Annotated in this window: 14 protein-coding genes and 1 pseudogene; 3 read left to right on the forward strand and 12 right to left on the reverse strand. The window is 68.9% G+C overall.

Annotated elements, in window-relative coordinates:
• Positions 1-18: 18 nt before the first annotated feature.
• From ACWC0C_RS36950 to ACWC0C_RS36965, 4 genes are read right to left on the reverse strand one after another with little or no spacing between them, the layout of a single operon-like run.
• On the reverse strand, positions 19-1,026 hold the full coding sequence (locus tag ACWC0C_RS36950; RefSeq protein ID WP_450868664.1) for an NYN domain-containing protein: 1,008 nt from the start codon (positions 1,024-1,026) through the stop codon (positions 19-21).
• An 11-nt stretch (positions 1,027-1,037) separates the two neighbouring features.
• Positions 1,038-2,612 carry a VWA domain-containing protein gene (locus ACWC0C_RS36955; protein WP_450868665.1) on the reverse strand — a complete coding sequence of 525 codons (1,575 nt, stop codon included), beginning with the start codon at positions 2,610-2,612 and terminating at the stop codon, positions 1,038-1,040.
• On the reverse strand, positions 2,609-4,039 hold the full coding sequence (locus ACWC0C_RS36960) for a hypothetical protein (protein ID WP_450868667.1): 1,431 nt from the start codon (positions 4,037-4,039) through the stop codon (positions 2,609-2,611). The genes ACWC0C_RS36955 and ACWC0C_RS36960 overlap by 4 nt, the downstream gene beginning before the upstream one ends.
• Positions 4,036-5,064, reverse strand: coding sequence for a hypothetical protein (locus ACWC0C_RS36965; protein WP_450868669.1), 1,029 nt, complete (start codon positions 5,062-5,064; stop codon positions 4,036-4,038). Before ACWC0C_RS36965 ends, ACWC0C_RS36960 begins: the two co-directional genes overlap by 4 nt.
• Before the next feature lie 160 nt (positions 5,065-5,224).
• Between ACWC0C_RS36965 and ACWC0C_RS36970 the strand changes: the two genes are divergently transcribed.
• On the forward strand, positions 5,225-6,355 hold the full coding sequence (locus ACWC0C_RS36970; RefSeq protein ID WP_450868671.1) for an FHA domain-containing protein: 1,131 nt from the start codon (positions 5,225-5,227) through the stop codon (positions 6,353-6,355).
• Positions 6,356-6,414: 59 nt separating this feature from the next.
• On the opposite strand, the pseudogene ACWC0C_RS36975 reads toward ACWC0C_RS36970, so the two are convergent.
• A pseudogene (locus ACWC0C_RS36975) lies at positions 6,415-7,845 on the reverse strand (P-loop ATPase, Sll1717 family); the annotation flags it as partial.
• A 131-nt stretch (positions 7,846-7,976) separates the two neighbouring features.
• Here ACWC0C_RS36975 and ACWC0C_RS36980 point away from each other — a divergent pair.
• A complete protein-coding gene (locus tag ACWC0C_RS36980) occupies positions 7,977-9,668 on the forward strand; it encodes a hypothetical protein (RefSeq protein WP_450868672.1) in 1,692 nt (563 codons plus the stop codon).
• 169 nt (positions 9,669-9,837) lie between these two features.
• Here ACWC0C_RS36980 and ACWC0C_RS36985 read toward each other — a convergent pair whose 3' ends face one another.
• Positions 9,838-12,081 carry a hypothetical protein gene (locus ACWC0C_RS36985; RefSeq protein WP_450868674.1) on the reverse strand — a complete coding sequence of 748 codons (2,244 nt, stop codon included), beginning with the start codon at positions 12,079-12,081 and terminating at the stop codon, positions 9,838-9,840.
• Positions 12,082-12,740: 659 nt separating this feature from the next.
• Between ACWC0C_RS36985 and ACWC0C_RS36990 the strand changes: the two genes are divergently transcribed.
• Positions 12,741-12,923, forward strand: a complete 183-nt coding sequence (locus ACWC0C_RS36990; RefSeq protein WP_450868675.1) for a hypothetical protein — start codon at positions 12,741-12,743, stop codon at positions 12,921-12,923.
• Between the two features lie 1,695 nt (positions 12,924-14,618).
• Here the strand turns inward: ACWC0C_RS36990 and ACWC0C_RS36995 are convergent.
• From ACWC0C_RS36995 to ACWC0C_RS37020, 6 genes are all read right to left on the reverse strand, one after another.
• A complete protein-coding gene (locus ACWC0C_RS36995) occupies positions 14,619-15,107 on the reverse strand; it encodes a CAP domain-containing protein (RefSeq protein WP_450868677.1) in 489 nt (162 codons plus the stop codon).
• 278 nt (positions 15,108-15,385) lie between these two features.
• The gene (locus tag ACWC0C_RS37000; RefSeq protein WP_449201749.1) at positions 15,386-15,790 is read right to left on the reverse strand and encodes a hypothetical protein; all 405 of its coding nucleotides are present in this window, start codon (positions 15,788-15,790) and stop codon (positions 15,386-15,388) included.
• 40 nt (positions 15,791-15,830) lie between these two features.
• Positions 15,831-16,259 (reverse strand): septal ring lytic transglycosylase RlpA family protein, encoded by a 429-nt coding sequence (locus tag ACWC0C_RS37005; RefSeq protein ID WP_450868679.1) that lies wholly within the window; start codon positions 16,257-16,259, stop codon positions 15,831-15,833.
• A gap of 131 nt (positions 16,260-16,390) precedes the next feature.
• Positions 16,391-17,239, reverse strand: coding sequence for a glycoside hydrolase family protein (locus ACWC0C_RS37010; protein ID WP_450868680.1), 849 nt, complete (start codon positions 17,237-17,239; stop codon positions 16,391-16,393).
• A gap of 69 nt (positions 17,240-17,308) precedes the next feature.
• Entirely contained in the window at positions 17,309-18,133 is an 825-nt protein-coding gene (locus ACWC0C_RS37015; protein WP_450868681.1) for a thaumatin family protein, read from the reverse strand.
• Positions 18,134-18,322: 189 nt separating this feature from the next.
• Complete coding sequence (locus ACWC0C_RS37020; protein ID WP_450868707.1) at positions 18,323-19,057, reverse strand: chitinase; 735 nt, start codon at positions 19,055-19,057, stop codon at positions 18,323-18,325.
• Positions 19,058-19,080 lie beyond the last annotated feature (23 nt).

Here is a 19,080-nt window from a genome sequence, read left to right on the forward strand (position 1 = left end):
CCAGCTGTCGCCCGGAACTCACAGCTCGCCCCCACAACGGATGCGCAGCCGGACCGTGCCCGGTCCGAGGTGCAGTTCATCGCCGTCCTCGAGCGCGTACGGCAGCGCGGTGGCCAGTCGGCCGGACTGGGGGCGGCCCACGAAGTCCAGTTCCGGGTTGAGGAACGAGACGTTCAGGTGCTGCTCTGGCACGTGCTCGACCAGTGGCTTCCCGTCGTCGTCGAGGAAGATCCGCAGATGCGTGCGTGATATCTCGTCGGCCTCGTCGCGGCCGAGCCCCTCCGTGACGTCGGTGACACCGGGGCGGCTGTGCGAGGCCCGGCCCAGGGTCAGACCGTCGGCCGGTACGGTGATCGTGCGCCGGACCGTGTAGCCGTGCTGGACTGTCACCTGGACGGGGCCGCCGTCAGGGCCGTCGGGCAGCGGCGGTTCGGCGATGAGCTCGACAGCCTCGTAGCCACAGGAGAGGCAGTACCAGCGGGCGCCGTCCTTGTTGACCTGCCGGGGCAGCAGCACCTCCCCGCCGCGCAGGCAGCCGCCCGGCGCGGAAGTACAGCGGAACCGTACCTCGGCGTCCTTGCGCAGCAGGCCCGCCTTGGTGAGCTTCCGCTGCCGGTCGCGCTCTATCTCCTCGTCGCTGGCCACGCCGAGCTGGCGCGGGCTGAACATGATCTGCCCGCGCATCCTGCGCACGCTCCACACGCGCGACCCGTTGCCCTGGAGCCAGGAGTGCTCGCGGCGTGCGTAGCGGAAGTTGTCGCTGGAGACGATGGCCGCGTCGAACTGCTCGGCCAGCGCGAGGATCCGGTCGTCGGCGTCGCCCTGGTGGACCTCCAGCCAGTGGGCGCGCTCGGCCTGTTCGACGAGGTGCTGGTCGTCGAGCACCGGCCGGACACTGGCGTCGAGGACGGCTACGGCGTCGGTACCGGGGTGGTCGCGCAGCCAGGCCTCCCGTACGTCGACGACCCGCGAGAACGGCCAGGGCCGTTTCCTGGTCGCGGCGACGTTGGAGGCGTCAATGATCACGCCGGGAACGCTCACGCCGGACCCCGTCCGTGCGCCGGGGGCTGGGTGGGAGCGTCGGCGCCGCCGCCGTACGAACTGCCGGAACCGCTGCCGTACAAGGCGCCGCCGTACGGATCGCCGTACGCCCCGTCCCGGTAGGCTCCCTCCCGGTACGAACCGCCGTCGTACGAACTCCCGCCGAACGAACCGGAGTCGTCATCGTCCTCGTCGTCCAGGCTGCGCTGCCGGCGGCGGGCCCGGATCTCGTCCGGCATCTCCACCGGGATGTCCTGGAACCAGTCGCGCTTGTTCCTGGTGGAGCTGCGGCTGGACGTCGCGCGGGACTCGTTGAGCACGTCCTTCGCCTGCAGGCCCTCCCGCAGCCCGCCGCTCGCCTGCTGGAAGGCGGCCGCGAGATCGGGGTCCGGGATGTCGCGGGCGCGCGCCACGCCCTCCTCGAAGATCCGCTCCCGTTCGCCGTTGGAGCCGGCCGCGGCGGCACGGTCGTTGATCTCCCGCTCCAGGTCGACGGCGGCGATCTCGCGGGCGTAGTCGGGCCGGATGTTCTGCGCCAGTGGGTTGTTCACCGTGCGCAGTTCGAACTTCTCCGGGTTCAACTGCCGTGCGTCAGCCCCGGATCCGATGCGTCCGGTCGCCTTGAGGACGGGGACCGGACCGGCGCTGATCCGTTCGGGCGCCCGGAGTTTCAGCGCGTAGCGCGGCTGGCCGTCATGTCCCTCGGCGATGGCGCCCAGGTTGAGGCGGACTTCGCTGGGGCGCCGGCCGCCCCCGTCGGCCAGGACGCCGTCGAGCCGACGGCGGGCGGGGTCGATCTGGTAGACGCCGAGCACCTGGAAGTGCGGGTTGATCTCAAGGGACAGTTCGCCGCTGCCGGCCACCACGTCTCTGCCGTACGCCGCGAGGCGCGCCGTGATCTGTTTCATCGCGTCGGCGGCGGTGGTCCGCGAGGCCACGTGCTCGGTCATCCCCGTGGGCGCGAGCTGCACCAGCAGGTCGTAGTCGGCGCCCGCGCCGATACCGATGACGTCGGTGTGCAGTTCCCGGCCGGCGGCGTCCTGGGCGAGGGCGGCCAGCCGCCTCGGGTCCGTCTCGCCGAAGTTGGGCAGCCCGTCGCTGAGCAGCACGACCCGGCGGGAGCCCGCCCGGTGCCCGCCCAGCTGGGCGTACGCGCGCTGAAGGGCGCCCTCGATGTTGGTCCAGCCGCGCTCGTTCTCGGGGTTGCCGTCCCAGGCGCCCTTGCGCCGCAGCTCCCCTGCGGTACCGGAGAAGCGCAGCCCGGAGTCCTGCGCGAAGGTGATGACGTCGACCCGGGCGCCCTGGGGCAGCGCGGCCGCCAGTTCGCGCACGCCGGATTGCGCCACGTCCTTGCGGCTGATGTCGTTCGGGTCGGCCGCGTCGGCGAACTCGTCGGTCGTCGAGTCGGCCCTGATGCCCATCGACCAGCTGTCGTCCACGGCGAGGACGTAGGCGACGCCGTCGGCCACCCGGTCGGTGCGGCGCAGCACCGGCGGGGCGATCGACACCACGAACTCTTCGCCTATGTGGGCCTCGAGACGGTCAGCCGCGATCTTGATGTCCTCGCTCATACGTCCTTCGCCTCTCCGATCGCACACACCAGTGCCGTGGCGTTGTCCCAGCCGCCCAGAGCCTCCGCCCGCTGGACGAGGGCTGCGGCGAGCGCAGGGGCGGCCGGGCGCCCCGACGCGTCGAGTTTCGCGGCCAGTTCGGCCAGCACTGCTCCGAACCAGCGCTCCCGCTCGGGCTGAGTCGCCCCGTCCGAGGCGAGCAGCAGCAGGTCGCCCGGGGCCAGCCCGACGGTGCTGTGCGTCCAGCGGCCGGGGCCCCCGCCCAGGAAGTTGACCAGTGAGGACCCCTCGCCCTCGGCGTCCGGGTTGACCCGCAGCAACTCGGCGTAGCCCGTGTGAGCTGGCGTCAGTTTCCAGGCTGCATACGGCGGTTCTGGGCCCTGAACCGGCCTGTGCGGCTCGTCGCCGCGCTGCGATGTGCGCAGCGGCCGTACGAGCCAGGCCTCCGCGTCGCCGACGGACACCACGGACGCCGTGCCATCCGGGCGCACGGTCGCCAGGACGGCCGCGGCGCTGCCCTCGGTGGCTCGGCCGACGGCCGCGTCGAGTTCGGCGACCAGCTCACCCGGGGGCAGGTCTTCGTCCATCAGCCAACGCCGCGTGGCCTGTTCCAGCGCGGCGCGGGAAGCCTTGCCGCCGGATCCGTCGCCGTCGCCGGTCACGCCGTCGAAGACGGCACAGCGCACGGTGCCGGACGGGCCGCGCAGGGCACCGGCCGCGTCCTCGTTGTCGGTGGCCGGATCGCCCTTGGCCTTGCGGGAGCCCACCGCGGTCTCCCGGTAGCAGGTGGCCGAGACGCGGCCCGCCGCGCGGCGTTCCAAGGCGTCGTGCAGCGGCGCCATGCCGGCGGCCAGCCCGTGCCGCAGGTCGTGGCCGAGCAGTCGGCGGCAGATGGCGTCCAGGCCGGACGGGAAGGTGCCCGCGAACACGTCGAGCATGTTCAGTGCGTCTCGCAGATCGAGGCAGGGCCTCTCGGCGACGGCGTCCACCAGCGCCTGTACGAGGGCGCGCCGGTCTCGTGGCTGCGGTGCTCCGTCGCGCCGGTCGCGGGGCTCGATGCCGCCGTCGAGGTCGTAGCGCGGCAGCGCGGCCACCTGCCAGCCCTCGTACGAGTCGTGCCGTACGGACTCGGTGACCAAGGTACCGGGCCCGACCCGGGTCAGCGCGGCGTCCACCGTCGCCCACAGCGCGGGCAGTTCGTCGAGGAGTTCGGCCCGGTCGAGGCTGCCGTGCTCGACGATGCCGTCCCGTAGGGTCGGTGCCAGCTCCTGGTTCCAGCGCACGACGATCTCGGGGACGGCGACGGTCGTGAACTCCGGTGCGTCCTCCTCGCCCTCCGCCTCCTGTGCCTCTGTTGCCCCGTTCTGCGGCGCGGCCGTGTCCTCGTCGGCCGGGGTTTCGCTCAGCGGCGACTCCATCGCGCTCACGCCCCCTTGAGTACGAAGGTCAGGACGACCGCGATCACGGCGAGCACACCGACGAGCACGAGACGCTGTACGCCCGTGCGGTTCGCCCGGTTCAGCTCCTCGGCCAGCCGGGCCCGGTCGCCCTCCGCCTGCTGGGCCCGGAACTGCCAGTGCTGGACGGTCTGGGCGGCCTGGTCACGGGCCGCGGCGATCTGCCGCTGGGCCTCCGTCTGAGCGGCGGCGACCTGCTGGGCCGCTTCCTGCTGTGCGCGCCGCTCCTCGTTCTGGGCCTGCTCCTCGCGCATCCGGGCGTGCCGTTCGGCGAGCTCCGCCCGTTCGGCCAGCTCCCGCTTCGCCACGTTGAGCTGGATCTCGGCCCGGTGCGCCGCCGCGGCGGCCTCGGCACGCACCCGCTCGCGTTCTTCCGCCACAGCCCGGTTCAGCACGGCGTCCAGATCGGGCCCCTGGCCGACCGGGAAGGGCGTCGCCCGGCGGGGCTCGGCGGCGGACTGCGGCTCGGTGTCGGAGTAGAGCTCGGCGACGGAGGTGGCGGCACCCACGGGCGGTTCGGCCAGCGAAAGCGGTACCGGGCGTACGGTCAGCCTGGCCGGGTCGACGACCGTGACCGGGCGCCAGCCGCTGAACCCGTCGGGTTCGCCGTCGTACACGGCGGTGACGCCACACCCGGACCCGAGGACGGCGACGAGGCCGTCGACGTGGGCCCACAGGGTCTCGCCGGCGGTCAGCAGGGACGCGACGACCTCGGGCGAGGGGGTCGGGACGCCCGCCGGAGGGGAGGGCGGGGGCAGCGACGGTATGCCTTCGGCAGCAGCCGGGGCGAAGACACCCCAGTCGGCATCCGCGTCCGCGGCGGGTGCGGGACCGGGCGGGGACGAGGGGGAGGGGGACGGGCTGGTCCTGGGTTCGGGTTCGAAGATCCCCCACCCGTCGTCCGTGTCCGACCGGGGCGGGTGCGACGGCGGGTGCCCCCCGGACGACGGCGTCTCGCCTACGAACGAACCCCACTCGGCCACAAACGCCCCCACGTTTCCAGTCCGGCTCGCCGACAAGAGCACCCACCTGTCCGACGGGTGATCCGTGCGTGACGAGGAACAGCAATGCTCCTACCCTGTAAGGTAATTAACATCACATCAGGCCGCCGTGGGGGCATTTTGGGGGAAGCGGGGGGTTCTTGTGGACAGGCACTTGACGGCGGATTTCGCGGAGGCGTGCTTCCTCGTCGACCTGTCGCCCGTGGTGCGCCGGAGGGACATCGGCGAGCCCGGTCTGCGCTCGCTGCGCCGGCTGGCGCTCGTCGTCGACGCGGCCGTGGAACTGGCCCGTGACCCGGACGCCAAGCTGTTCCTGGTGGCCGACCGCAGCCTGCGCGCGGGGGCCCGCGAAGAGTTCAACGATCCGGCGGACGTGCGCGTGCTGCGGGACTGGGTGCGGCGGGGCCTGGTCGAGGAACTCGAGGATGCCGACGGACGCGTCCTGGAGCTGTGCGAGATGACCGGCATCCCCGTCATCACGTACGACTACTACCGGGACGCCCGCGTGGAGTTCCCCTTCCTCCAGGGCAACACGGATGACTTCCTGCAACCGACTCCCGCTCCGGACGGCACGGTCCGGCTCATGCCCCTGGACATGGGCGTGGCGAGCGACGCACAGATCTCCCGCAAGTCGGAGGAAACGGTCCTGAAGAAGCAGGGCTTGCTCGGCCCGCAGCGCAAACCCCGCTCGGAGGTGGTGCGGCGTAACTGGCGCTGCCCCGACGACCGTTGCACGCTCTACGACACCCGCAAGGGATCGTCCGTCATGCTGCCCCGCATGCGCGGCGGCGTACCGACCTGCGACTTGCACAGCCTCGAACTGGTCGACGACGGGCCACGCACCGCTACCGCGCAGGTAAAGCTGATGCTCGATGGCGCCTGCGTGGCGCGCTTCACGCTGGAGGACGGCTCGACGGTACGGATCGGCCGCCGGCCGGGACCGAACGGCATCGCCCTGCACGGCCTGGTGCCCGCCGAGCGCGCGGCCCGCATCAGCCGCGTGCACGTGGAGCTCCGGGTCACGGGAGGTGTCGTACGCGTCGAGGACGTGAGCAGTTACGGCACCCGCTGGCGGCCCACCGCCGGGAAGACGGGCCCCGGGCCCTGGCGTGACCTTGGCACGGGGGCGCGGCGGGAGTTCCGCGGCGGTGACGAACTGGAACTGACCGAGGGGGTCGTGCTCGCGCGCAGCGGCCGCCGTTTCCCCACGGAACTGGCGCAGGAGTGGCAGCGGCGCACTCCGCCGTCAGGCGGGGGTTCGGGGGCTGTGACGCGGATGTACTGAGGGGCGTGGTCAGCCCGCCGAGTTCGAGCCCTGGCCGCTGCCGATCGCACGTGGAACTCATCCTCCCCCGCCCCCGGCGGTGCCTGGCTGTCTCCCGAGTAGACGACGTCGCCGCCCCGCCACACTCCGAGGAAACCCGCCTCGTACAGCACGTCGATCATCCCCTGCGGGGTCAGGCTGCCGGTGTAGGCGGGATAGTCCTGGTGCAGCGCCTCCCTGCGCACCTCGAACCGGGTCTCGATCATCTCGCGCGTGACGAAGTATCCATTGTTCTCGAACATCGCGAACAGTGCCCGCAAGAAGGGATGGTTGACCAGGCACTCCTTGGCGAGTTCCTGGAGCTTCCAGCGGGAGAAGTGCTCGGTGGCCGCGAGCACGTCCTCCTCCGTGATGACGGGCCCGCCGCGCTCGTCGGCCACGCTCCGGCATGCGTTGAGGAATTGGATCGCGTCCCTGGGGCGCGGCAGGGCGCGCCCGAAGAGATGCTCCGCGGTCGGCTCGCCCCGCACGCTCGGTGGGAACAGCTGCCCCCACAACTGGTCGGCGGTGAGCTCCGCGCCGAGCGAGGCGCGGGCCCGGGCCAAGGCGACCTCCCTGAGGCCGTCGTGAGTCCAGGTGATGCGGATCTCGTCGCTGTGGAACTTGTCGCCGTCGCTGAAGTTGAGGGTGTCGTAGATGTCGGCGCGGATGAGCAGGGCCGTCCGCACAGCCCGGCCGTACCGGTCCGTGACGTGCTTGGCAGCGAGTAGCAGCCCGGTGACCAAGGCGTGGCTGTTCGGCGTCGACGGTCCACGCCGGTTCGAGCTGGTCGACGAGGTAGAGCAGCGGGGGATGGGCGTCCGCGCAGCCCAGTGCGGTGAAGGCGCCGGCCACCGCGTCCTCCAGCACCTCCAACTGACGGCTGGCCCGGGCCCTTCGGACGTGCCGCTGACGCCCAGAGCCGCCTCGGCGCCGAACGCCTTCAGGGAGAGGTTGGCCGACTGGAGCCCGCGTGCGCCGCGCCGGAGCCGGTCGTAGAGGCGGGCATCGTCCGACTCGCCGTTCGCGCGCAGGAAGGCGCGCAGGGCGCGAACGGCCGACGGCGCGCGACGGCCGTGCGCAGCGCGCGCGTGCAGGGTGAGATGGCGAGCCGCGTGGACGGCGAGGACGTACCGCCAGATGAGGGACTTGGCGGTGTCGGCGGTGATGCCCTGGAGTTCGAAGCGCCGGATCTCGTCGCCCGCGGCGTCGTCGGGGTGATCAAGACGCAGGCGCCCGGGTGGCCGTCCGGAGGCCAGTCGCCGGCAGATAGCGCTCTTGCCCGAGCCCTTGCGGCAGGTGATCAGGGGCTTCCGCCCCGAGAGGACCTCTCGGTAGGCGTAGTTGGGCCGGAAGACGGTGCCGCTCAGCAGCCCGTCGGTGAGATCGGTCTCCGCGTCGTCCCGCCCGAAGAACAGTTGCCTGACGGACCCGACTTCCTGCACCACACGTCCCCCTGGCGAAGTGAGCACCCGCCGTTTCGAGGCTGTCGCAAACCGCCGATCAAGTCATGACCGGGCCACTACGCTGCCCGGTACACGCTTTGCCTCATGAGCGCGGTCGGTTCCCGGCGCCTCGGCGGTCGAATGGTGAGGGACGGTACATGGACTATTACGATCTCGGCACGTACAGCCGCCCCGTGACGACTTCCTCGCCCGAGGCGCAACTCTGGTTCGACCGCGGGCTCGTCTGGACGTACGCCTTCAACCACGAGGAAGCCGTCTCCTGTTTCGAATCCGCCGCGGCGGCCGACCCCGGCTGCGCCATGGCGTACTGGGGCATCGCGTACGCACTCGGCCCCAACTACAACAAGCCGTGGGAGTTCTTCGACGGGCAGGACCTCGCACGCACCGTCGCACGCACCCACGCCGCCGTGGAACTCGCCCACGAGAAGGCGGAAGCCGGCGCCACGCCCGTCGAGCGCGCCCTGATCGGCGCGTTGCGTGCCCGCTGTCCGCAGCCGGAGGCCGTCGACGACTGTTCCGTGTGGAACGCGCCGTACGCCGACGGCATGCGCACCGTCTACGAACTCGCCCCGGACGACCCCGACATCACCGCCCTGTACGCCGATGCGCTGATGAACCTCACCCCCTGGCGGCTGTGGAACCTGCGTACCGGTGAGCCGGCCGAAGGCGCCCGCACGCTCGAGGCCAAGGCCGTCCTGGACCGGTCGCTCGCGACGGATGTCGGCGCGGGGCACCTTGGCATCCTGCACATGTACATCCACCTGATGGAGATGTCTCCGACGCCGGAGGCCGCTCTGCCCGTCGCCGACCGGCTACGCGGCCTGGTGCCCGACGCCGGCCACCTGCAGCACATGCCTTCACACATCGAGGTGCTCTGCGGCGACTACCGGCGCGTGGTGTCGGACAACGACGACGCGATCGCCGCCGATGAGAAGTTCCACGCGCGGGCCGGGGCCATGAACTTCTACACGCTGTATCGGTCGCACAACCACCACTTCAAGATCTACGGCGCGATGTTCCTCGGGCGGTTCCGGACCGCTCTGGAGGCCGCTGCCCAGCTGGAGGCGTCCATCCCCGAGCAGCTGCTGCGTGTGCAGAGCCCGCCCATGGCCGACTGGCTGGAGGGCTTTCTCGCCATGCGGGCCCATGTACTGATCCGCTTCGGCCGCTGGAGCGACATCCTACGGATGCCCCTGCCCGCAGACCCGGAGCTCTACAGCGTCAGCACGGCGATGCTGCACTACGCCCGAGGCGTCGCGTTCTCGGCCACCGGCCGCATCGCCGAGGCCGAGGTCGAACGCCGGCTGTTCGGCGAGGCGGTCGCCCGGGTCCCGGAGACGCGCATGCTGTTCAACAACACCTGTGCCGACATCCTGGCGGTCGCGTCGGCGATGCTCGACGGTGAACTCGCATACCGCAAGGGCGACCACGACGCCGCGTTCGCCGCGCTCGAGCGGTCGATCGAACTGGACGACAACCTTCCCTACGACGAGCCATGGGGATGGATGCAGCCCACCCGGCACGCATACGGCGCCCTGCTCCTGGAACAGGGGCGCGTCGCCGAGGCCGAGGCGGTCTACCGGGCAGACCTGGGACTCGACGACACCCTTCCACGCGCTGTGCAGCACCCCGGCAACGTCTGGGCCCTGCACGGGCTGCACGAGTGCCTGGTCCGGCTGGGCAAGGCGGGAGAGGCACAGATCGTGGCTCAGCAGTTGAAGATCGCCGCAGCGATGGCGGACGTGCCGGTCGAAGCGTCCTGCTTCTGCCGCCTCGACGCGCTCTCGGACACCGCCGGCGGAGACGGTTACTGCACTACGGAACATTGAGTCAGGAGACGGCCACTGGTGTCCCCATGGGCGCGGCGGGTGCGCTCGAACCCGGCGGGCCGTCCGCTGACGGCCGGACCCCAGACCAACGACCGCCTGACCACTTAAGGCGGAAATGTCGGGCGCCGCGCAACGAGTGCACAATGCTCGCTGGGTCGGATGAATTGCGTCAGACTGGTTCCGTCATCTCCTCCATGAGCTCCGGCAGTCTGCGCAACCTGGATAGCGTCTGGTTCAGAAGGCGCACGGTCCTATCAGCCCGCTGTCGGCCGATGGGTTGGGCGACAGACGCCGCGCGGCTCTGGTCCGCGAGGTGGCCGAGGAGTTCGCCGATTTCGGCGGAGGCCGCGTGCAGGCCACGGATCCGTTCCTCGACCCGGGTCACCAGCGTCTCAAGGGTGAGGGGTTCCTCGGGGGAGGGCACGGAGCTGTCGGATTCGCCGGCCTCATCGGTGGCGGGTGCTTCGGGCTCGGCTGAGTCTGCAGGGGCGGGCTGCGTCGCGGGGGGTTGTACTGGAGCTGACGTCATGGGTGGGTGCGTTGGTGTCATGGGTGACAGCGCGGGCAGTGCCGGCGCAGGGAGGGGGGTGGGCGCCGTCACCGTCGTGAGCAATGGTGGTGCAGAATTGGCGGTCTTGCGGGGCCGGGTACCGGTGTCCTTGGGGAATTCGCTGTCGAACCAGAGCGGTGTCATCTCCCGCCCCACCATCTCTTTGCCGGAGCCGCTGACGCGCCAGGGCCGCCGGTCTCCGTCGTCCATGGCCGCGGCCAGCGACCTTAGTACGCCGACTGCCATCATCCGGCTCTTCTCGTAGCGCAGGGCTTGCAGGCAGTTCATGACGGTTCTGCGAGATCGGCGAATCCGTTCCCCTGCGTCGCCGATCGCCTCCTGGCCGTCGAGTGAGCCTCGGTCGGCCTCGATGATGCCGAAGAAGGCCAACCAGTGCGCCGCCCGATAGGACACCAATTCGTCGAAGGCGTCGTCATCGGTGTCCGCGGTGGCGAGCAGATCTGGCAGCCTGCGCCCGGAGAGGACGATTCCCTCCCGGGCCCGGATCGAGAAGACCTGGCCCACGCGTGGGTTCCATGGCACCGGGTAGCTCTCGGAGGTCAGCGCGGACCACGTGCGCGCCCGTTGGTTGATTTCCCCCGAATTGAGCTGGGATGGTGGGTTCTCGCTGAGCGCGCGCCGCAGTAGATGACGCTTGCGCGGATCCACCGGAAACAGTTCCTGCAACAACCTCATGGAGCGCAGGTCTCGCAGCTCGGAGACCGTCATGTCCGCCGACGCGTCCGAGAGTTCACGGATCGGCCTGAGCCCGGAAAGGACCTCTGCCGATTTCTCGTCCATAACCCGTTGCGCCACGTACATTCCGAGGACGCTCCGCCCTAGCGCGCGTGAGCGGTCGAGGGCGTCGAACTCCAGCGGCGGGTGGACGTGGTCGCGCCGGTTGTTCATCTGCACGATGCGGTAGAGCCGCTGAGGAGTGGGGGTGCCGATCACCAGATGCGCGTCCACCACGGCGATGGCTGCGGCACGTCGAGCCCGTGAGCCGCTCGTCGGATCCAGTTGACCGTCGCCCGTCTCCGCGAACTCCCTGTTCAGGACAGCGGAGAATTCAGGGAGCCAGTCACGGGGGTCACAGATGACCTCGTCCCCCTCCCTCTCCAGTTTCTCCGCCGGAACGCCGGTCAGCACTTCACTGGACGTCAAACGGAAAATCGATTGCCGCTTCTGTGTGCGATTGTTGCCTCGAACTGCCATCCACCCCCAGTAGGCGTCCGGATAAAGAGGGTTGCCGTCAGAGTCCCTCTCCGGGTTCTCCTCGATCCGCACCTGCTGAGGAACGTACATCCCGGGATCCTGCTGCCCGTTGAGGACGAGGTCTTCCTCAAGGTCGTAAGGGCGGACGCGGTCTCGCCTCTTCAATTCGTCCGCCGCGTCCTCAGCGTTCATGATCAACGTGCGTCGGTTGGCCACGACGCTTTCCAGCGCGGCGAAACACTTCATGCGTCCGTCGTCGTCGACGCCCATCCATGGCCGGACCGAAGTCAAGGTCCTCTCGGTCTCCCGGCCGACCGTCGGATCCGCGACGGAGCGCCAGATCGAGCTGATCCGTTCGTTGTGTCCCCATTGCACACCGCCGACGCCGTGCATCCGAACGACGGCCACGACCATGTCTCCGGCGTCTGTACGGATGCGCCGGACCGCGCTCGCCTTGAGCGTGCGCACACCGTCGGCGTCGGGCTCGCTCAGCATGTCATCGGGATCAACGATGAAGGGGGCGATGTTCTCCAGTGCACCACGCGGCAGATTCACCCCCTCGGTCGCCAGCACGGCCTTGATCCATACCTCTTGTTCCTCCCGAGAAACCGGAATTGGAAACGGTCCATCCACATTTTCCTCGCTCATGCTCTACCTCACATCACTCGGAGTCCCGAAAACGTTCCATGAGCCACTGGGTGCACCTGGCCGCCCACCGGTAAGCCGGGTTTCCCGTCGCGAGCGCGACCAGCGTGAAGAAGATCTGCGAAACGACGGTCGGATTCCGGGAATGAAGGCATGGCTGAGGCCCTTTGGGAGGCGCGGCCGTACGTCGACCTGTCGGCCAACAGTCGTCCCGCAACGGCGTGTTAGGAACAGGAAGCATGCTGGCATCAGGAAGGAGAAGGACGGCATGCTTACCCGATAAATGACCGCTTCGAATGAAGAGACGTACTTCTGTTCCTATTAGGGGGCGGCGAGCTCACCCTTCAACGGAGCGGTTAGCAAAAACAAGTTGACGGACGGCATCCCTGTGCGAAAATATCGAACTAACGTGCTGGATTTCGAACGAATTGCGGGATTGACGCGGGTGAAGGGCGGCTCGTGCCGCTGCCGGGCACGGTTGCGGCCAAGGTCCGCGAGCACATCCGGAGGCATGGAACCTCGGGCGAAATGAACATCCTGATGTACGCGCTGGTGCATCGGCTCTGGAACGCGGCCAGGATGGCCGCAGGTGTCTCTCGGAAGATCGCGCCGCTTGGCTGCGGCACTTCTTCGCTTCGGTCGGCCTTGCTAAGGGCGTACCCGTGACGGACATGGCGGTATGGCTCGGGCACAGTGATCCGCGCATGACCTACCAGACTTATGCGCACGTCCTGCCCGACGCTCCTGAGCGCTTGAGGTCGGTCATGGACGACGCCCTCAGCCTCAAGACCCAGCTCGTCCTGCCGCTGCAGTTCGATCGAGTGAACTCTGGCCGCGAAAGGTAGAACGGCAGCTCGTTGGACACGTTCAAGGGGAGACTGACTGCATCGGTGACCGCTGCTTTACGAATACGGTCTGTGACCGCTGGCCGAGCCTGGCCGGAGCGCGTTGCAGGTGCGCCCCGGGTCGTCTGGTGGGTCCCTACCAGCACGGGGAGATCCCGGTGCTGGTTCGGTGCTGACTCGAACGCCCGAGATCAGCCAAACCCGCAGGTCCTAGCGTCGATCGAATGAGTTGTCGTACCACTCGATGGTGGTGCCGATGAGGCTGGCGGCCACGACTTTCCACATGGTGCGCAGAGTCAAGGTGTGGCTTGCGGATGCGGTCATATCGGTCACTTCCCGTGTGAGCAGATGTCATTTGAGTGCTGCTCACGGTAGAAATGATGGCCGTGTCTCCCGATGGGGTGTGAGCCCATACTCCGGTGCCGCCATGTGGTGGCGGAAACCATGGGGTCTCCATGGCGGACCGCGCCTGGCATCATCTGGTGTCAACTCTCGACAGCCGTACCGTGCTGGTTTGTCGACGGTGCAAGGCGGTCCCGTGGCAGTGAGTGGTGTCGATGAAGATTCCGTGAGGCGGGCGCAGGGCGGCTGGCGGTCGTTCCGCTCCAGGTGCCGGATGCCGGTCCTGGCGTCCCCCGAGCCGGACGTGGGCGCTGGCTCGTCGGCCGTGAAGGAAGGCGGAGAACCGGGGAGAACGGACGCGGGCTGCTGCCTGTGCCGCGGCCTCTGTCGATGCAAGGGCGTCCTGGGGTCGGCCCCAGGCGCGGTGCAGGCTGGCCAGGTGTGCGATGGAAGCGGCGGCGAATTGGGGTGCGCTGGCAGTGGTGGCGGCGCGGATGGGGGCCAGCATGTGCCGCTCGGCACGACGGCTGTTGCCGACGGCGTCCATCAGGATTCCGCATGTGACGGCAGTGCGTGCCGCAAGCACCAGGAGCCGGGATCGGGTTTGCCGGTTGTAGCCTGCGGTGCGCAGGAGGCCGGTGATCAGCTGGAGTTCGCCGTGTGCTGCCGGATACAGGACCTTCGGGCCAACGGCTCCCCGCAGCTTCTCAAAGTTGTCGACGCGTGCATAGCTGCCGTGGTGCAGGCGTCGACGGGGTGTCCTGGCTGGGGTGGTATGGGGGCCGAGTCGACCGTGGCGCCGTGCCAGTCCTCGTTGAGGATGGTGATACCCCTGCCGATTACGGCAAGGGAGGGTCGGGGGCTGCCGTCCGCTCCCGGCTGGTCTGCCTCGCTCAGGGCGGTAGCCGTTTCGTCGGCGGTCCAGGGGCGCATGAGTAACGGGGCGTCGCCGCCTGCGTGATACAGATGTGCGCGATGGCGAACTGCGCGCCGAGGTCCGGAACGACTCGACCCGACTCCCACAGACTGATCTTTTCGGGTCGCGCGGCCGGCGTTCCAAGGTTCAAGTCAGCATGCGCCTTGGCCACGAGCCTGGCGTAGGCAGCTTGCTTGTGGTCGATCGACGCCCGGACAACCGTCAACGGATGTCGCTTCATGGATGTGCCTCACCAGGTCCTTGACCCATCACGGGAATGCCCGGAACGGGACAGCCTATGGCGCCCCTCACTCCCCGGCCATGGCTCCATGTCAAGGCCGGCGGGCGCGCTGGGCGGGGCGAATTGCCCGGTGTGCGCAGCGGGGACCGGCAAACGACCCGCGGCCCCCCGAGGGGAGGGAGGCCGCGGAGCCGGCTCAGAACTTCGCGCCGAAGTCCTGGGTCCAGTAGGTGCCCTGGGTGCTGCCGGGCTTCGTCACGTACCCGACGCCTATGTGCCTGAGCGAGCAGTTGAGGATGTTCGCCCGGTGGTCGGGGGAGTTCATCCAGGACTTGACCATGTCGGCCGCGGCGGTCTGCCCGGCGGCGACGTTCTCGGCCAGCGCACTCCAGCCGGTGTAGCCGGCCGCCTGGACCCTGTCCACGAGGCTGCTGCCGTCGGAACCGGTGTGCCCGACGAAGTTGTGGTCCGCCATGTCGGCCGTGTGGTTCTGGGCGGCTTTGGTGAGTGCGCTGTTGCTCGTGAGAGGTGGACAACCCGCCTTGACACGTTCGGTGTTGGTGAGCTTGATGACTTCCGACCGCATCGTGGCAGGGTTCGAGGACGCCGACGCGGGGGCGGTAAGCAGTGCGGTGGACGCCACCGCGCCGATCGCGATCGCTGTCAGGTTGCGGGGGACTGACATGATTCTCTCCCAAGAAGGGCAAGGCACCGCGGCCCGGCGGGTCGTTGTCGGGGGAGCCGGACCCTTGCCCGGGCGGCCAGGGTGTTCCGGCGGTACGAACTCCCAGGGCGGAACGGTGCGTGGGCGGTACTCGGCGCGGCCGCCGTCTTCCACGGCCGCGCCGAGTGGTTTTCCGTGCGAGCCGGTCGAAACCTGCGGTTCGCCGGGTGTTGCGGGTGGTGCGTCACATGTTGGGCGGCCAGGGTTCGAGGACCGTCGGCCAGGTAACCCGTCGGTCGTCAAAGGGGCTTGATGACAACCTTCTTGAGGAACGCGTAACCCGGGAACCTGAAGACCTGGCCCTCACGGTTGAGGTCCTTGTCCTTCTGCTCGCCCATCGCGGTGACGTAGGTGACGGTCACCTGCATGAGCTTGCCGTCGGCGGGCTTGAGGTTGATCGCTTCGAACGGGGTCAGGTTCTGGACGTCTGTCGTGGTGCCCTGGCCGGTGAAGCAGAGTCCCTCGTCACCGGTCTGGAGCCGGACGAAGAGGTGGCTCCCGGGAGTGGTGTGGTGCGCGTCGCAGCGGTGGATGACGGGGGCGGCGGGAGCGGCCGCCCCGGCGGGGGTGGCGAGAGAGACAAGGCCGAAGCCGGCCGCGAGGGTGGCCAGTCCGACTACCGTCTTCTGCCTGATGGTGATCACGAAGCTCTCCTTCTGGTGGCAGTGGATCGAGAGCCCGGGATCAGTTCAGGACCTTCTGCTGGACCACGATGTGGCCGGCGTCGGGGTTGAGGCTGCCGCCGAGCCGGCCGAAGGCACCGTCGGTCAGGTCGAGGCACTTCGGTTCCTGCGGCGTCTGCTGGAAGGTGCCGCGGTCGTTGATGCGCACGACCAGGGACTTGCCGTTCGCGACGTTGGTCACCTTCACACGGGTCCCGAACGGCAGTTGCGGATTGCGTGTCAGTGAGGTCGCCGCGGTGTTCTTGTTGTTGTCGAAGACCTCGCCGCTGGCCGTGAGGGCTCCGGGGGGTATAGGGCCGTAGTGCGTCGCCCAGCAGGTCTCGGCCTGCGGGGCCCTGGGCGCGGCCGAACTCGTCGGGGAGAGCCCCAGTACGGCGGTCAGCGCGACGGCCCCTGCGGCCAGTGGGACGTAGAGCTTTCGCTTGCTCATGCTCGTTCCTCGTTTCGTGTGGCTTCGTTTCACGGCGTGGTGGATCGGTGAAGGGAGCGTTGTGCTCCTTGTCCGTGGCGGCATGCGTGCGCCCGGCCCGGCTGTTGCCGGATAGAGGGCGGGGCTGTTTCTCAGCCGGCCGAGCGATAGGCGGCGCCCACCTCGTTGGCCGTCGCACCGTTGTAGAGTCCGGTGCCGTCACCGCGGCTGGTGGAGAGGGTGAACCAGGCATACCGTTCGACGAACGGCAGCCCCTGCAGCATGGCGGTCGACTGCTTCACGAACGCGGCCTGCTGTGCCTGTGTCGGATACCTCGGGGTGCCGGTGGAGAAGTCGATCAGTGCGTACTCGGTGAGCCAGATCGGCTTCTTGTAGCGGTTGTAGGTGGCCTGGAGGTAGTTCCGCAGCTGGGCTGTCGCATGCGTGGCGTCGAAGTCCCCGCCGTACCAGTGCAGGGGAATGAAGTCGACCTTGTAGTGACGGCCGGCAGCGCCCTTCATGAAGCGGTCGAGCCAGCCGTCTGCGACGTCGGCGCCGGTGGCGACGGCGGGCGCTCCGAGCCGCATGCCGGTCGACTGAAGCCGGGGCCACAGATCGAGCGCCTGCGGCACAGTCATGTCGGCCTGCCCCGGCATATCGGGTTCGTTGAACCCGAGCAGGGTCTTACCCTGCTGTTCGGCCTGGCCGAGTTCCGCATCGGTCACCGAGCCTTTGCCCCAGATCATGGGCACGAATTCGACCCCGGACGGCGGTGTGATCTGCTGCTTGCCCGAGGACCAGGTGTAGAACCAACCGGCTTTCGAGTCGGCCAGCGCGTTGGTGACGCCGGTGAAGTTCCAGGCGCTGACGCCCTTCTTCTTCACCGTGGCGGAGGACGCGTTCACCGCGCCGGTGGGCGTGCCCGCATGATTGCCGAACGCGAGCAGGGTCAGAGCCGCCAGAAACACGGCGAGACCACGTAAGTTGGGTGTTTTTCGCATGGCTACTTCCTTTTCATCCGGCCGCTCGTCAAGCCGCGTTCACGGCCAGGGGGGCCGCCTGGTCTGCGGTCACGAGGCGCGGTGGAAGGTCACGAGGAAGCCGCTGCACTTGCTGCACTGCTGCATCACCTTGTTGCCCGGCTCCTGGTCCTGCCGGGACCACCCATAGGCTTTCGGGCAATGGGAGGCGATCATGTCGCTGTAGGCCGTCTTGGCGTCCCGGTTGGGGTTGGTGCACAGCATCGGCTTGCCGTCCGCCCAGCGCGTCAGGTTGTCCGCGGGACAGTTCGGCAGCAGGTTGTTCGCGCAGCCCACCGTGTCGCACCCGCCACCGCCGGGGCTCACGTTCCGGGGGGCGATCGTGATCGGCACCGAGAACGCGTTCACGTAGCTCACGTCGTACCAGGGAGCGACAGCGTCCTTGGAGTCAAAGTTGAACTCGGCCAGGCTGACGGGCTGTTCTCCGGTGCCCTTGGCGCAATGGTCGGCGAACTTGCCGCAGTCCCCGACCGCACAGTGGAAGTTGCCGCCTGGTGTCCCGGTACATCCCATGCGCGCGAAGAACTTTCCGCGCCAGTGGCCGGGCGCCGTCGTCTCGGGAATGGTCACCGTCGCCGACTGGCCGGGCTCCAGGATCGGCAGCTTGTCGAAGTTCCTCGACTCGTCGGCGTTGACGGCGCTACCGATCCAGATCTTCCTGCCGGTGCTGTTGACGAACGTGACCGTGTGGTCGACCGCCGCCGCGGCAGCCGGTGCGACGGAGCGTGGAGCACCCGCACCCGCACCCGTACTCGGTGCGGCCGCCAACAGCGCTGCTGCGATCGCGGCGACCAGGCCGGTCAGGAGGGTTGTCAGGGAAAGTCGCAGGGGGATTTTCAGAGGTGTTCTGCGCATGATTCCTCGCCGGATGACATCAACGAGCGGGTTCTGAAGGGGGCGAGAAGGCGACCGCGGCAAGGCGGAGGGGGAGGCCGGTTGTGTGCCGGCCTCCTGGGGCCAAGGGCGTCGCCTGCCGGCCAGGCACCACAGTGGGTGCGGCAGCGTGCGATGCGGCGTGGTGGTGGCGGGCCGCCACCGGCGCGATCAGCAGGTCAGCTTGTCTCCGGGGGCGACATTCAGGGTCTGCGTGAACTGCCGGTAGAGGTTGACACGGTCCTGCATCTCGGCGGGGTTCCGGCCGTTGCACTCCAGCGCGCCGTTGATGCTGCGGATCGTCTCACCGAATCCGGCACCGCTGACCATCGCCTTGTGTGGCGTCATGGAGCCGGGACCCGACTGAGTGGTCCAGTACCACAGCGCGGTCTTCCACGAGATCGTGGCGTCGGTCTCCACGAGGTTCGGGTTGTGCAGCAGGTCGATGCCCAACGCGTCACCCGCCGCCTTGTAGTTGAAGTTCCAGCTCAGCTGCATCGGTCCGCGGCCGTAGTAGGCCGCCTGGCCGGCCGGGCAGCCGTACGGCTGGCTCGCGTCGCAGTAGTGCGGGTAGTTGGCGGGGTTCTGCTCCTTCGTGTATCGCAGGCCGCCGGTCTCGTGGCTGACGTTGGCCAGGAAGGCGGCCGCCTCCTGCTTCTTGACCGTGTCGCTTCCCGTGTGGGCGAAAGCCGGGAAGGAGTTCCTCGCGTTCCGCAGCCCGGCATAGGTGTAGAACGGGTTCTTGTTCGGGAACATGTGCTGGAACTGGGCTTGGCTTACGACGAAGTCGGCCGAGACCGCCGCGGGCTTCGCGGTCACGGCTGTGGCAGAAGCGGCGGGAAGGACAACCGTCGATGCGGCGGCCACCACTGCTGCGGCGGCCACAGCCATGCGTGCAGTGGACATGACAATGCGCACGGAGAACTCCT

This window comes from Streptomyces sp. NPDC001709 (genome assembly GCF_053596375.1).

Excerpts from the sequence above, each read along its gene's own strand:
- ACWC0C_RS36955 (WP_450868665.1), bottom strand. The coding sequence starts at position 2,612 with ATGAGCGAGGACATCAAGATCGCGGCTGACCGTCTCGAGGCCCACATA.
- ACWC0C_RS36980 (WP_450868672.1), top strand. The coding sequence starts at position 7,977 with ATGGACTATTACGATCTCGGCACGTACAGCCGCCCCGTGACGACTTCC.
- ACWC0C_RS36985 (WP_450868674.1), bottom strand. The coding sequence starts at position 12,081 with ATGAGCGAGGAAAATGTGGATGGACCGTTTCCAATTCCGGTTTCTCGG.
- ACWC0C_RS36995 (WP_450868677.1), bottom strand. The coding sequence starts at position 15,107 with ATGTCAGTCCCCCGCAACCTGACAGCGATCGCGATCGGCGCGGTGGCG.
- ACWC0C_RS37005 (WP_450868679.1), bottom strand. The coding sequence starts at position 16,259 with ATGAGCAAGCGAAAGCTCTACGTCCCACTGGCCGCAGGGGCCGTCGCG.
- ACWC0C_RS37010 (WP_450868680.1), bottom strand. The coding sequence starts at position 17,239 with ATGCGAAAAACACCCAACTTACGTGGTCTCGCCGTGTTTCTGGCGGCT.
- ACWC0C_RS37015 (WP_450868681.1), bottom strand. The coding sequence starts at position 18,133 with ATGCGCAGAACACCTCTGAAAATCCCCCTGCGACTTTCCCTGACAACC.
- ACWC0C_RS37020 (WP_450868707.1), bottom strand. The coding sequence starts at position 19,057 with ATGTCCACTGCACGCATGGCTGTGGCCGCCGCAGCAGTGGTGGCCGCC.